Source organism: Actinomycetospora sp. C-140 (assembly GCF_054796175.1).
This window is the reverse complement of sequence record NZ_JBTWNF010000002.1, coordinates 24,888-37,729: the sequence shown is the minus strand read 5'-3', so window position 1 is coordinate 37,729 and position 12,842 is coordinate 24,888. Positions and strand designations below refer to the sequence as shown.

Below are 12,842 nucleotides of genomic sequence, written 5' to 3'. Positions count from 1 at the left end.
ACACGACCACGCGAGCCTCGAGGACCTCAGCCGGCGGCGGCCGGGGCGGGGATCGCGGCGGCGCGGTCGAGGGCGGTCTCGATCATGGTGTCGTCGACGTCGCGGTGGGTCACGAAGCGCACGCCGGGGCCGAAGGGCACCGCGCGGACGCCGGTGTCGGCGAGGGCGGCGACGAGCGGGCCCGGAGCGGTGGTCGGCACGAGGACGATGTTCGTGTCGGGCGCGATCACCGGCCAGCCCAGCGCCTGCAGGCCCGCGGCGAGACGGGCGGCGCGGCGGTGGTCGTCGGCGAGGTCCTTGCGCTGGTCGAGCGCCACGAGCCCCGCGGCACCGAGGACGCCGCCCTGGCGGATGCCGCCGCCGAGCATCTTGCGCAGGCGCCAGGCCCCGTCCACGAAGGCCGCCGAGCCCGCCACCAGCGAGCCGACCGGCGCCCCCAGCCCCTTCGACAGGCAGACGCTGACCGTGTCCACGCCCGCGACCAGCTCCGAGGGCGCGACGTCGAGCGCGGCCGCGGCGTGCCAGAGCCGCGCCCCGTCGAGGTGCACGGCGAGCCCGGCGTCGCGGGCGGCGGCGACGAGCGCGCGGTGCTCGGCGACCGGGGTGACCGCCCCGCCGGCGCCGTTGTGGGTGTTCTCCAGGCACAGCAGCGAGGTCCGCAGCCCGAAGTAGGGCCCCGCCCCGCCAGCGGCGCGCACCACGTCAGCGGGCGTCGGACGTCCCGGCCCGGCGCTGTGCTCGAGCGGAGCGGGCAGCCCGCCGGCGAGCCAGGCGGACGTCCCGAGCTCCGCCTCCAGCACGTGCGCGCCCACCGGCGCCAGGAACCTGTCACCGCGCGTCAGGTGGTGCATGAGCGCGATGGCGTTGGCCATCGAGCCGGTCGGCGTCCACAGCGCGGCCTCGACGCCGAGGAGGTCGGCCACGTGGTCCTGCAGCGCGGCGAGGGTGGGGTCGCCGTCGAGGACGTCGTCGCCGACCTCGGCGCCCGCCATCGCCTCGCGCATCGCCGCCGACGGCCGGGTGACGGTGTCGGAGCGCAGGTCGATCGTCACTTCGGGAGCTTCACCACCGAGACGAAGAAGTCGTCGATCTGGCGGATCACCTGGATGAACCGCTCGAAGTCAACCGGCTTCGCGACGTAGGCGTTGGCGTGCAGGTTGTAGCTGCGCAAGATGTCCTCCTCGGCCTGCGACGTGGTCAGCACGACGATCGGGATGCTGCGCAGCGACTCGTCGTTCTTGACCTCCTCGAGCACCTCCCGCCCGTCCTTCCGCGGCAGGTTGAGGTCGAGCAGGATCAGGCCCGGGCGCGGGGCGTCGGCGTGCTCACCCTCGCGGCGCAGGAAGGCGAGCGCCTCGACGCCGTCGGAGACCACGTGCAGCTGATTGCGCAGCTTGTGGTGCTCGAAGGCCTCCTGGGTCATGAGGACGTCGCCGGCGTCGTCCTCGACGAGCAGGACGTCGATCTCGGTGATCGGGTCGGTGTCGGTCACGGGGACTCCTCGGCGGGGCCGGTGGACGCGGTGGTCGGGGACGGGTCGGGCATGTCGGTCAGGGCCGGGAGGGCCACGACGAACGTGGTGCCCGGTGGCGCGTGCGGCTCCAGCCACATCCCGCCGCCGTGGTGCTCGACGATCTTGCGGCACATCGCCAGCCCGATCCCGGTGCCGGGGTACGCGTTGCGGGCGTGCAGCCGCTGGAAGATGACGAAGATCCGCTCGGCGTACTCGGGGTCGATCCCGATGCCGTTGTCGGCGAACCGCAGCAGCCAGCGGTCCGGGTTCTCCGGGTCGCGCTCGGCGTCGACGCGCAGCCGGGGCGGCTCGTCGCCGCGGAACTTCAGCGAGTTGCCCAGCAGGTTCTGGAACACCGTGGTGAGCAGGGCCGGCGCGCCGAGCACCGACGGCAGCGTGCCGTGCTCGACGACGGCGCCGCTCTCCTCGAGGGCGCCCGCGACGTTCTCGGTGGCGCGGTCCACGAGACGGTCGAGGTCCACGACCTCCATCGAGTCGCCCTGGCGCCCGACGCGGGAGAACGCGAGCAGGTCGTTGATCAGCACCTGCATGCGCTTGGCGCCGTCGGAGGCGAACTCGATGTACTGGTCGGCGCGCTCGTCGAGCTGGCCCGCGTACCGGCGCTGCAGCAGCTGGCAGAAGCTCGCCACCTTGCGCAGGGGCTCCTGGAGGTCGTGCGAGGCGACGTAGGCGAACTGCTCGAGGTCGGAGTTGGAGCGGGCGAGCTCCTGGCTCCGCAGGTCCAGCTCCTGACGGGCCCGTTCGGTGTCGGCGAGCTCGCGGACGATCAGCACGCGCATCGCCTCGACGTCCTCGGCGAGCTCGGTGATCTCCTTCGGCCCGGCGGCGAGGACGTGGTGCTCGAGGTCGCCGTCGACCACCTCGCGCACCTCGCGGGCCAGCCGGTGCGTCGGGACCACCACCACGCGGCGCAGCCACAGCAGCAGGGCCGCGACGCCGAGCGCGAGGCCGATGACGGTGACGACGCCGAGGACGGTCAGCGTGGTCGCCGCGCCGCCGAGGGCGCTGCGGGCCTCGTCGCGCAGGGCGAGCAGGCGTCCCCGCTGGGCGTCGAGGGCGCCCCGGACCCGGTCGAAGGCGGCCTTGCCGACCTCCGGGGGCGGCGGTGCCGCGCCCCGCGCGAGCGCGTCGACGGTCGGGTCCGCGTAGACCGCCCGCCAGTTCGCGGTCGCCGACTCCACCGCGGCGAGGTCGGCGAGCGCCTCGGGCTGGGAGGCCTCGAGGGCCCGGACCGCCGGGATCAGGCGCGCCTCCTCGGCGCGGCCCTGCTCGTAGGGCACGAGGAAGTCCGGGGACCGCGCCAGGGCGTAGCCGCGGATGCCGGTCTCCTGGTCGACGGTGGCCGCGTCGAGCTGTTGCGCGGCGACGAGGGCGGGGCCGATCTCGTCGACCAGCGCGACGCGGCGGTCGTCGAGGACCGAGAGCCCGATCGCGCCGACGATCGCCGCGACCACGAGCAGCACCGCCAGCACGGCGCCGGTGACCGCGAGGATCCGGTCCAGGGACCAGCGCCCGAGGCCCGTCCGGACCCGGCTGCGGGGCCGCGGCCCGGGGCGGTGTGCCGGTCCGGGAGATCCGTCCCCGCCGGTGACGGCCGGGGCGGCGTCCGAGCTGGTCGTCGGCGCGCTCACCGGTCGGACACCAGCAGGACGGCGGCCACGTCATCGGTGCGCGCGGTCGACAGCGCCCGCACCTGCTCCATCACGCCGTCCAGCATCGCCCCCGGGTCCTCGCGCCAGGGCGGCGGGCCCGCGGTGGCCTCCTGGAGGAGCGTCTGCAGGCCGTCGGTCCACAGCACGTCGCCCGACGCCTGCCGTCCCTCGATCAGCCCGTCGGTGTAGAGCAGCAGCGCCCACTTCGACGGGAGCTCGACCTCCAGCGGCCGCCACCCGTGCTCGGCGCCGATCCCGATCGGCAGGCCGAGCCGCTCGGTGGACAGCATGCGGGTGTCGTGGCCCTCGCCGACCAGGACGGGCGGCGGGTGGCCGGCCAGCCGCAGGGTCAGCCGCCGGCGGGTGGGGTCGATCGTCGCGGCGGCGAGCGTGGTGAACAGCGTCGGGTGGTCGCGCTCGCTGACGAGCAGCTCGTGCATCGTCGGCAGGACCCGGTCGGGGTCGATCCCGCTGAGCACGAGCGTCCGCCAGGCGATGCGCAGGCTGACCCCGAGCGCGGCCTCGTCCGGCCCGTGCCCGCAGACGTCGCCGATCACCGCGTGCAGCGAGCCGTCGGGGCCCTCGACGACGTCGTAGAAGTCGCCGCCGAGCAGCGTCTGCTCGGTGCCCGGTTCGTAGCGGGCGAGGATCCGGATCTCCGGGTCCTCGAGCAGCGGCGAGGGCAGCAGGCCCCGCTCCAGGCGGGCGTTCTCGTCGGCGCGCAGCTGGGCGTCGCGCAGCGCCCGGCGCACCCGGTCGCTGCGGCGGCGCTCGACGGCGTAGCGCACGGCGCGGGCGAGCGCCGGGCCGTCGACGGCGTCCTTGACGAGGTAGTCCTGGGCGCCGACGGCCACGGCGCCGGCGCCGAGCTGCTCGTCGCGGCGGCCGGTGAGGACGAGGACGGCCGGGCCGTCGACGTGGAGCAGACGGCGCAGGCCGTCGAAGTCGTGGGCGTCGGGCAGGGCGAGGTCGAGCAGGACGCAGTCGGGCGCCGGGACGCCGTCGGGGTCGAGGCGCGCGCCGTCGAGCGAGATCTCGGCCTCGGCGAGGGAGTGCGCCCGGTGGAGATCGACGGCGAGGTCGGCGTCGGCGAAGTGCTCGGTGACGAGGACGGCGTCGGCGTCGTCGTCCTCGACGAGCAGCACCCGCAGGGGCGCGGACGTGTCCGGGTCGACCGGTTCCATGCGCCCCCTCCCCTGCTCCGGGCCTGCTCACGGCTCACCCGAACCGTAGTAGGGGGCCCCACCCGAGCCGGGCGGTGGCACGAGGTCGTGCGCCGATCGTGCCCGTAGGCTCGGCCAGGTGAGTGCTCCGACGGTCCCGAACGTGCTCGCGGCGCGGTACGCCTCACCCGAGCTCACCGCGCTGTGGTCGCCCGAGCGCAAGGTGTCGCTGGAGCGGGAGCTCTGGATCGCGGTCCTCACGGCGCAGCGCGAGCTCGGGGTGGACGTGCCCGACGGCGTCGTCGACGACTACCGCGCCGTCGTCGACGACGTCGACCTCGCCTCGATCGCCGCGCGGGAGCGCGTGACGCGCCACGACGTGAAGGCGCGCATCGAGGAGTTCGACGCCCTAGCCGGGCACCAGCACGCCCACAAGGGCATGACCAGCCGCGACCTCACCGAGAACGTCGAGCAGCTGCAGGTGCGCGAGTCGCTGCGCCTCGTCGCGGACAAGACCGTGGCGGTGCTGGCCCGTCTCGCCCGTCGCGCCGGCGAGTACGGCGAGCTGGTCATGGCCGGCCGCAGCCACAACGTCGCCGCCCAGGCGACGACCCTCGGCAAGCGCTTCGCCACCGCCGCCGACGAGACGCTCGTGGCGCACCGCCGGGTCACCGAGCTGATCGACCGCTACCCCTTGCGCGGGATCAAGGGCCCGGTGGGCACCGCCCAGGACATGCTGGGCCTGCTCGGCGGGGACGAGGGGCGGCTCGCCGAGCTCGAACGTCGCGTCGCCGACCACCTCGGCTTCGGCGAGGTCCTCACCAGCGTGGGGCAGGTCTACCCGCGCTCGCTCGACCACGACGTGCTCTCCGCGCTGGTCCAGCTGGCGGCGGGGCCGAGCAGCCTCGCCACCACCATCCGGCTCATGGCGGGCCAGGAGCTGGTCACCGAGGGCTTCCGTCCCGGCCAGGTCGGGTCCAGCGCGATGCCGCACAAGATGAACACCCGCTCGTGCGAGCGCGTCAACGGGCTCGCCGTGGTGCTGCGCGGCAACGCCGCGATGGTCGCCGAGCTCGCCGGCGCGCAGTGGAACGAGGGCGACGTCTCCGACTCCGTCGTGCGCCGCGTCGCCCTGCCCGACGCGTTCTTCGCGATCGACGGGCTGCTCGAGACGATCCTGACCGTCCTCGACGAGTTCGGCGCCTACCCGGCCGTCATCGCCCGTGAGCTCGACCGCTACCTGCCGTTCCTGGCGACGACGGCCGTGCTCATGGCGGCCGTGCGCGCCGGCGTCGGCCGGGAGACCGGCCACGAGATCATCTCCGAGCACGCCCGCGCCGTCGCCCTGGACATGCGCGAGAAGGGTGCCGAGGGCAACGACCTGCTCGCCCGGCTCGGCGGCGACGCCCGCCTCGGGCTCTCCGCCGCCGACCTCGACGCCGCCGTCGGCGACCCGCAGGCCTTCGTCGGCGCCGCGGGCGCGCAGATCGCCGAGGTCACCCGGCAGGTGGACGCGCTCGTCGCCGCCCGCCCCGACGCGGCGGCGTACACGCCCGCCCCGATCCTCTAGCCTGCCCGCCCGTGGTCTCGCTGAACTCGTACCGGCACCTGGCCTCCGGCAAGGTCCGGGACCTCTACGAGGTCGACGACGAGACGCTGCTGCTCGTCGCGTCCGACCGCATCTCGGCGTTCGACCACGTCCTGTCCACGCCGATCCCCGACAAGGGGCGCGTCCTCACGGCGATGAGCGTGTTCTGGTTCGAGCTGTTGGGCGGGGCCGACGTCGCCGCGCCGCCGGTCGCGAACCACCTGATCGCCGCGCGGGACGAGCGCATCCCCGCCGAGGTCCGCGGTCGCGCGCTGCTGGTGCGCCGCCTCGAGATGATCCCGGTCGAGTGCGTCGCCCGCGGCTACCTGGCGGGCTCCGGCACCGCCGACTACCGCCGCGACGGCGCGGTGTGCGGGGTGCCGCTGCCCGACGGGCTCACCGAGGCGAGCATGCTGCCCGGCCCGATCTTCACCCCGGCGACGAAGGCGGCGCTGGGCGAGCACGACGAGAACGTCAGCTTCGACACCGTCGCGGAGACCGTCGGCCGCGAGCTCGCCGGCGCGCTGCGCGACCAGACCCTGGCGATCTACGCCCGCGGCTCGGCCTACGCCGCCTCGCGCGGCCTCATCCTCGCCGACACGAAGCTCGAGTTCGGGCTCTCGCCCGAGGGGGCCCTGGTGCTCGGCGACGAGGTGCTCACCCCCGACTCGTCGCGGTTCTGGCCGGCCGAGGGCTACGCGCCGGGCAGCGTGCAGCCGAGCTTCGACAAGCAGTTCGTGCGCGAGTGGCTCACGTCGGAGGCCTCCGGCTGGGACCGTCACTCCGGCGAGGCGCCGCCACCCCTGCCCGACGACGTGATCGAGGCCACCCGGCAGCGCTACATCGAGGCCTACACGCGCCTGACCGGCCGGGAATGGCCGCCCGCGATGTGACGGCTGACCTGCGACGACGCCCGGCGTGAGCCCGTCGCCGACCCGAGCCGCGGTGTTCACCCCCCGGTCGCACGGACGGCATCTCCGGCTGGCCTCATGGGGACGTGATCGTGACGCAGCCGCACGCCGCCGGCGTGACCGCCCGCCTCCTGGTCTCCGTGTCCGGGCTCGCTCCCGGTGCTCCCCTCGACGCCGCCGTCGCGCTCGCCGACGCCCTCGACGCCCGCCGGGTCCCGGCGACCCTGCTCGTCGGACCGCGCCCGCACCCCGAGGTCGTCGCGTGGGCGACCGCCCGCCGCCACGTCGGCGACACCGTGCTCCTGCACGGCACCCGGTCCGACGCCGCCGACGCCCGACGGCCCTACCGGCGGTTGCCCGCCCACGAGGCGGGGCTGCGCCTGACGGCCGCGCTGCGCAGCCGTGACGCCCTCGGCATCGCGGTCGACGGGTTCGCGGCGCCGGGCTGGGCGGTCTCCGCCGGCACCCGCACCGCTCTCGCGGCGGCCGGCCTCGGGCTGCTCGTCGACGACGCGGGCGTCCACCGCCTCGACGCCGACGGCGCGCCGACCACCTCCTGGCGCGGCCCGGTCACCGGCCCGGGCGCGCCGCAGCGTCGCGTCACCCGCCGTCGCGGGGACTCCTCGCTCGTGCACCTCGCCCTGCGCGCCGACGTCGACCCGACGGTGGCGGGCGAGCTGGTCGACGACGTCCTCGCGGCCGGGGCGACACCGCTCGGCGCGGGCGAGCTCGTGGCGCGCCGCGGCCCGCGCCGGGCCCCGGTCAGCGGCGACCCCGAACACTGGTCGATCACGGCATAGGTGCGCTCCGCGCTCGTGAGCACTTCCGAGTGCTCCAGCACTCCGAACTGCTCACACGGCGAGAGCCACCCCGCGCGGGGCGATCCGGACCTCGGTGCCCTGGGGCTTGAGGTTCGAGAACATCCCGTAGTGCAGATCCGGGTTGGCCAGGACCGCCTCGTGGATCGGCACGGCCAGCGGCGGCGCCACGGCGCGCAGGTAGTCGACGGCCTCCGAGACCTTGAGCCAGGGCGCCGCGGTCGGCAGGAGCAGCACGTCGGGGGTCCGCTCGGGCACGGTGAACGCGTCGCCGGGATGCAGCACGGTGCCGTCGAGCAGGTAGCCGTTGTTGCGGATCACCGGGATGTCCGGGTGGATCACGGCGTGGTCGTGGCCGACGACGTCGACGGTCGCGCCGCCGACCGTGAAGGTCTCGCCGGGCTCGCGGACCGTGTGCGCGATCTCCCGCTCGCGCAGCTGCTCGGCGGTGCCGGGGTCGACGACCAGCTCCGCGTCGGGGTTCTGCTCGAGCAGGGCGGGGAGCTTGTCGAGGTCCAGGTGGTCGAAGTGCTGGTGCGTGATCAGCACCGCGTCGAGGCCCTCGAGGGTCTCGTAGCCCTGCGAGAAGGCGCCGGGGTCGAACAGGATGCGGGCCGAGCCGGTGTCGGCGACGACGCACGCGTGGCCGAGGTGCACGAGTTCCACGCCACCCGAGTTCCCCCTCGCCCGCCCGGTAACCTGGCGGGCGTGGCTCGCGTGATCGTCGACGTCCTGCCGAAGGCCGAGATCCTCGACCCGCAGGGCCAGGCCGTGGCTCGTGCGATGGGTCGGCTCGGGGTGGCCGGGGTGGCGGACGTCCGCCAGGGCAAGCACTTCGAGCTGGAGGTCGACGACACCGTCGGCGACGCCGAGCTCGAGAACATCGCGGCGACGCTGCTGGCCAACCCGGTGATCGAGGAGTGGGTCGTGCGGAGGGTGTCGTGACGGGTGCCTCGGAGACGGAGCGCAGCGGAGCTCGACCATGAGCAGAGTCGGGGTGATCACGTTCCCGGGCACGCTCGACGACGTCGACGCCGCCCGGGCCGTGCGCTACGCCGGGGGCGAGGCCGTCGCGCTGTGGCACGACGACGCCGACCTGCGCGGCGTCGACGCCGTGGTGGTGCCCGGCGGGTTCTCCTACGGCGACTACCTGCGCGCCGGCGCCATCGCCGCGCGCTCGCCGGTGATGGGCCCGGTCGTCGAGGCCGGGCGCGCCGGCATGCCGGTGCTCGGCATCTGCAACGGGTTCCAGATCCTCTGCGAGGCCGGTCTGCTGCCGGGGGCGCTGGTGCGCAACCAGGGCCTGCGGTTCGTCTGCCGCGAGGTCGGGCTGCGCGTCGAGGCCGACACCGCCTGGACCGCGGGGTTCACCGTCGGCCAGGACATCCGGGTGCCGCTGAAGTCCGGCGAGGGGCGCTACGTCGCCGACACCGCGACCCTGGACGCCCTCGAGGCCGAGGGCCGCGTGGTGTTCCGCTACACCGAGCCCGCGCCCAACGGCGCGCTGCGCGACATCGCGGGCATCAGCTCGGCCGACGGCCGCGTCGTCGGCCTCATGCCGCACCCCGAGCACGCGATCGACGCGCTCACCGGGCCGGGCACCGACGGCCTCGGCCTGTTCACCTCCGTGCTGACGCGGCTCACGGCACCTCCCCCGGCGACGGCGGCGCGGGCGTGACGGAGGAGCGACCGCGGGGCCGGTCGTTCCGGGGGTCTACGGAAGCAGCGTGACCCGCAGCTCCCACAGGTCGGCGTAGACCATCAGCATCCGCCCGCCGAGGTGCAGCACCAGCGCGCGCATCTCGTCGGGACGCTCGACGTGGGTCAGCAGGCGCGAGACGTCCTCGACGGCCTCGCCCACCACCTCGTCGAACGGCTCGTGCGCCGAGACGTCGCGACCGCCCGGCTCCGCCGGCTGCGTCGCGGGCAGCAGCGGGACCACGGTGTCGCCCCGCGCGCCGGGCGCCAGCGCCAGCACCACGACGCCGCCGGCGCCGTCGTCGATCAGGAACTCGAGCATGCCGGCGGCGGTGTCGACGTGCGGGCGGACGCTCTCGGGGACACGGCCGGCGAGCTCGAGATCGTGACGGCGGACGCCGATCAGGTCGCGGTCGAGCACGAGGTGGAGCCCGGCGAGAGCGTCGGCTGCCCCCGGCGCGGGCGGGTCCCCGGCCGTGTCACCGGAGGCCGAACCGGTCGCCGTGGAGACGGAGGCGGTGGTCATGGCTCCATGATGTATCGAGGGTCCGACACCCCCGGGTATTGCCCGACACGCCCGTGCCGTGTCGCGACGAAACGACCGTGTTGGCCCATGAGCGGCCATCCGATCGAGCGAACGGGGTAGCACGCTGGAACATGTGGCGGTGCACACGGTGGGCGTGTGGCGAACGTCGGTCGATGGAAGTGGTGAGGCGGTCGTTCGAGGGTTTGTCGACCGCACGTCGTGGGTAGCGACGCGCTCACCGTGCGCGACCGACAGGTGAGCCCCGTCCCGGGCCCCGCCGGACGGTCCACGAGAGCGCCTACCCTCGTCGTCGTGACCGTCCCCCCGGGTCCGGCCCCCGTGCACCCCGTGATCCCCGACACACCCGCGGCGCCCCCGCCCCCCGACTCCGTCGACAGTGTCGATCGGGCCGCCGCGACGCCCGACGAACCGCAGCCGCACGCCGCGCTCGGTCTGCGCGACGAGGAGTACGCGCGCATCCGCGCGATCCTCGGGCGGCGCCCGACCGAGGCCGAGCTCGCCATGTACTCGGTCATGTGGTCCGAGCACTGCTCGTACAAGTCCTCGAAGGTCCACCTGCGGCGCTTCGGCGAGACGACCACCGAGGCCATGCGGGCGCGGCTGCTCGCGGGCATCGGCGAGAACGCGGGCGTGGTGGACGTCGGCGACGGGTGGGCCGTCACGTTCAAGATCGAGTCACACAACCACCCGTCCTACGTCGAGCCGCACCAGGGCGCGGCCACCGGCGTCGGCGGGATCGTGCGCGACATCATGGCCATGGGCGCGCGGCCGGTCGCGGTGATGGACGGGCTGCGGGTCGGCCCGCTCGACGCTCCGGACACCGCGCGGGTCCTGCCCGGGGTGGTCTCCGGCGTCGGCTTCTACGGCAACTGCCTGGGGCTGCCCAACATCGGCGGCGAGGTCGTCTTCGACCCGAGCTACGCGGGCAACCCGCTGGTCAACGCCCTGTGCGTGGGCGTCCTGCGCCACGAGGACCTGCACCTCGCGTTCGCCTCGGGCGCCGGCAACAAGATCGTGCTGTTCGGGGCTCGCACGGGCCTCGACGGCATCGGCGGGGTGTCCGTGCTGGCCTCGGAGACGTTCGAGGACAACACCGGCCGCAAGAAGCTGCCGAGCGTCCAGGTCGGCGACCCCTTCGCCGAGAAGGTGCTCATCGAGTGCTGCCTCGACCTGTTCTCCGCCGGCCTCGTCGTCGGCATCCAGGACCTCGGCGGCGCGGGGCTGTCGTGCGCGACGAGCGAGCTCGCCAGCGCCGGCGACGGCGGCATGCACGTCGACCTCGACGCGGTGCCCCTGCGCGCCGAGAACATGACGGCCGCCGAGATCCTCTCCAGCGAGTCGCAGGAGCGGATGTGCGCCGTGGTCACGCCGGAGAACGTCGACGCGTTCATGGCCGTGTGCCGGCGCTGGGACGTCACCGCGACCGTGATCGGCGAGGTCACCGACGGCGAGCACCTGCAGATCACCCACCGCGGCGAGACCGTCGTCGACGTCCCGCCGCGCACCGTCGCCCACGACGGGCCGGTCTACGAGCGCCCCTACGCCCGCCCGGCCTGGCAGGACGCGCTGCAGGCCGACACCGTCGCCGGGCGACCGCGGCCCACCGCACCCGACGAGATCGCCGCGCAGATCCGCACCCTCGTGGCCTCGCCCGCCCTCGCGGCGCGGACCTGGGTCACCGAGCAGTACGACCGCTACGTCCGCGGCAACACCACCGCGGCCACGCCCGCCGACGCCGGGATCGTGCGCGTCGACGAGGACGGCGGCCGGGGCGTCGCGGTGTCGATCGACGCCAACGCCCGGTTCTGCCAGCTCGACCCGCGCGCCGGCGCCCAGCTCGCCCTCGCCGAGTCGGTGCGCAACGTGGCGTCGAGCGGCGCGGTGCCGGTGGCCGTCACCGATTGCCTGAACTTCGGCTCGCCCGAGGACCCGGCGGTGATGTGGCAGTTCGCCGAGGCCGTGGGCGGCCTGGCCGAGGCGTGCGCGGCCCTGGCCCTGCCCGTCACCGGCGGCAACGTCAGCTTCTACAACCAGACGGGCACCGCGGCGATCCTGCCGACGCCGGTGGTCGGGGTGCTCGGAATCCTCGCCGACGTCGCCCGGGCCGTCCCCCACGGCCTCGGACCCGAGGGCCACGCCGTCTGGCTGCTCGGCGAGACCCGCGACGAGCTCGACGGCTCGACCTGGGCCGGCGTGCTGCACGACCACCTCGGCGGCACCCCGCCCCGCGTGGACCTCGCCGCCGAGGCCCGGCTCGCCGCGCTCATGGCCGCCGCCGGCGCGGACGGCCTGCTCTCCGGCGCGCACGACCTCTCCGACGGTGGCCTCGCCCAGGCCCTCGTCGAGGCGGCGCTGGCGACGGGTCGCGGTGCGACGGTCACCGGTCCGCCGGCCCCCGGGCTGGACCTCGCGACCGTGCTCTTCTCCGAGACCGGCGCGCGGATGCTCGTCACGGTCGCCCCGGGCGACGAGCCGGAGCTGGCCCGCCGCTGCACCGAGGCCGGTCAGCCCGCCGCCCGGCTCGGCGAGGTCGGCGGCGACGCGCTGCGCATCGAGGGCGTCGACGCCCTCCCGCTCGCGGAGCTCCGCGCCCTCGGCGAGGCCACCCTCCCCGCCGCCCTCGACTGACCTCGGCTGTTGCAGCGAACGCGCTGCTCGCTGCTTCTATGCGCGCGAAGTCCCCGTTGATCAAGGGCGGTGGCGGCGCGCCGGAGGTGCGGGCGCCGCGAGCCGCACGCTGCGCATGATCGTCGGCACCCGACGCCTCCGGAACGTGCCGGTCGGGTCGGCCACCGGGTGGCGTCCGAGATCAAGAAGCGGGTCGGACACCGTCGGGCGCCCGCGGACGGGCACGGCGCGCCCCTGACCTCCGCGCGTTCGAGCGTGTGGCGCTACGGACACTCGGTGTCAACGGTGGCCCACCGCTGACAC

12 protein-coding genes are annotated in these 12,842 nt (G+C 74.9%); 6 read left to right on the top strand and 6 right to left on the bottom strand.

Features of this window, described 5'->3' with window-relative positions; translation table 11 throughout:
* Nucleotides 1–26: 26 nt before the first annotated feature.
* From ACR9E3_RS03220 to ACR9E3_RS03205, 4 genes are read right to left on the bottom strand one after another with little or no spacing between them, the layout of a single operon-like run.
* The gene (locus ACR9E3_RS03220) at nt 27–1,052 is read right to left on the bottom strand and encodes a threonine aldolase family protein (RefSeq protein ID WP_460378449.1); all 1,026 of its coding nucleotides are present in this window, start codon (nt 1,050–1,052) and stop codon (nt 27–29) included.
* Complete coding sequence (locus ACR9E3_RS03215; protein WP_285651576.1) at nt 1,049–1,492, bottom strand: response regulator; 444 nt, start codon at nt 1,490–1,492, stop codon at nt 1,049–1,051. Before ACR9E3_RS03215 ends, ACR9E3_RS03220 begins: the two co-directional genes overlap by 4 nt.
* Nucleotides 1,489–3,165, bottom strand: coding sequence for a sensor histidine kinase (locus tag ACR9E3_RS03210; RefSeq protein WP_460378447.1), 1,677 nt, complete (start codon nt 3,163–3,165; stop codon nt 1,489–1,491). Before ACR9E3_RS03210 ends, ACR9E3_RS03215 begins: the two co-directional genes overlap by 4 nt.
* A complete protein-coding gene (locus ACR9E3_RS03205) occupies nt 3,162–4,370 on the bottom strand; it encodes a PP2C family protein-serine/threonine phosphatase (protein ID WP_460378446.1) in 1,209 nt (402 codons plus the stop codon). The genes ACR9E3_RS03210 and ACR9E3_RS03205 overlap by 4 nt, the downstream gene beginning before the upstream one ends.
* A gap of 118 nt (nt 4,371–4,488) precedes the next feature.
* Between ACR9E3_RS03205 and purB the strand changes: the two genes are divergently transcribed.
* From purB to ACR9E3_RS03190, 3 genes are all read left to right on the top strand, one after another.
* A complete protein-coding gene (gene purB / locus ACR9E3_RS03200) occupies nt 4,489–5,919 on the top strand; it encodes an adenylosuccinate lyase (RefSeq protein ID WP_460378444.1) in 1,431 nt (476 codons plus the stop codon).
* 11 nt (nt 5,920–5,930) lie between these two features.
* On the top strand, nt 5,931–6,830 hold the full coding sequence (locus ACR9E3_RS03195; RefSeq protein ID WP_460378443.1) for a phosphoribosylaminoimidazolesuccinocarboxamide synthase: 900 nt from the start codon (nt 5,931–5,933) through the stop codon (nt 6,828–6,830).
* Between the two features lie 110 nt (nt 6,831–6,940).
* Complete coding sequence (locus ACR9E3_RS03190) at nt 6,941–7,648, top strand: DUF2334 domain-containing protein (protein WP_460378441.1); 708 nt, start codon at nt 6,941–6,943, stop codon at nt 7,646–7,648.
* A gap of 51 nt (nt 7,649–7,699) precedes the next feature.
* Here the strand turns inward: ACR9E3_RS03190 and ACR9E3_RS03185 are convergent, their stop codons facing one another.
* A complete protein-coding gene (locus ACR9E3_RS03185) occupies nt 7,700–8,332 on the bottom strand; it encodes an MBL fold metallo-hydrolase (protein ID WP_460378440.1) in 633 nt (210 codons plus the stop codon).
* Between the two features lie 42 nt (nt 8,333–8,374).
* Between ACR9E3_RS03185 and purS the strand changes: the two genes are divergently transcribed.
* Together purS and purQ are read left to right on the top strand one after the other, a co-directional pair.
* Nucleotides 8,375–8,611, top strand: a complete 237-nt coding sequence (purS, locus tag ACR9E3_RS03180) for a phosphoribosylformylglycinamidine synthase subunit PurS (RefSeq protein ID WP_285651594.1) — start codon at nt 8,375–8,377, stop codon at nt 8,609–8,611.
* A 37-nt stretch (nt 8,612–8,648) separates the two neighbouring features.
* The gene (gene purQ / locus ACR9E3_RS03175) at nt 8,649–9,344 is read left to right on the top strand and encodes a phosphoribosylformylglycinamidine synthase subunit PurQ (RefSeq protein WP_460378438.1); all 696 of its coding nucleotides are present in this window, start codon (nt 8,649–8,651) and stop codon (nt 9,342–9,344) included.
* Nucleotides 9,345–9,380: 36 nt separating this feature from the next.
* Here the strand turns inward: purQ and ACR9E3_RS03170 are convergent, their stop codons facing one another.
* Nucleotides 9,381–9,890: a hypothetical protein gene (locus ACR9E3_RS03170; protein WP_460378436.1), complete on the bottom strand. Its 510-nt coding sequence runs from the start codon at nt 9,888–9,890 to the stop codon at nt 9,381–9,383.
* Nucleotides 9,891–10,238: 348 nt separating this feature from the next.
* Here ACR9E3_RS03170 and purL point away from each other — a divergent pair, with 348 nt between their 5' ends.
* Nucleotides 10,239–12,539, top strand: coding sequence for a phosphoribosylformylglycinamidine synthase subunit PurL (gene purL / locus ACR9E3_RS03165; protein ID WP_460379060.1), 2,301 nt, complete (start codon nt 10,239–10,241; stop codon nt 12,537–12,539).
* Nucleotides 12,540–12,842 lie beyond the last annotated feature (303 nt).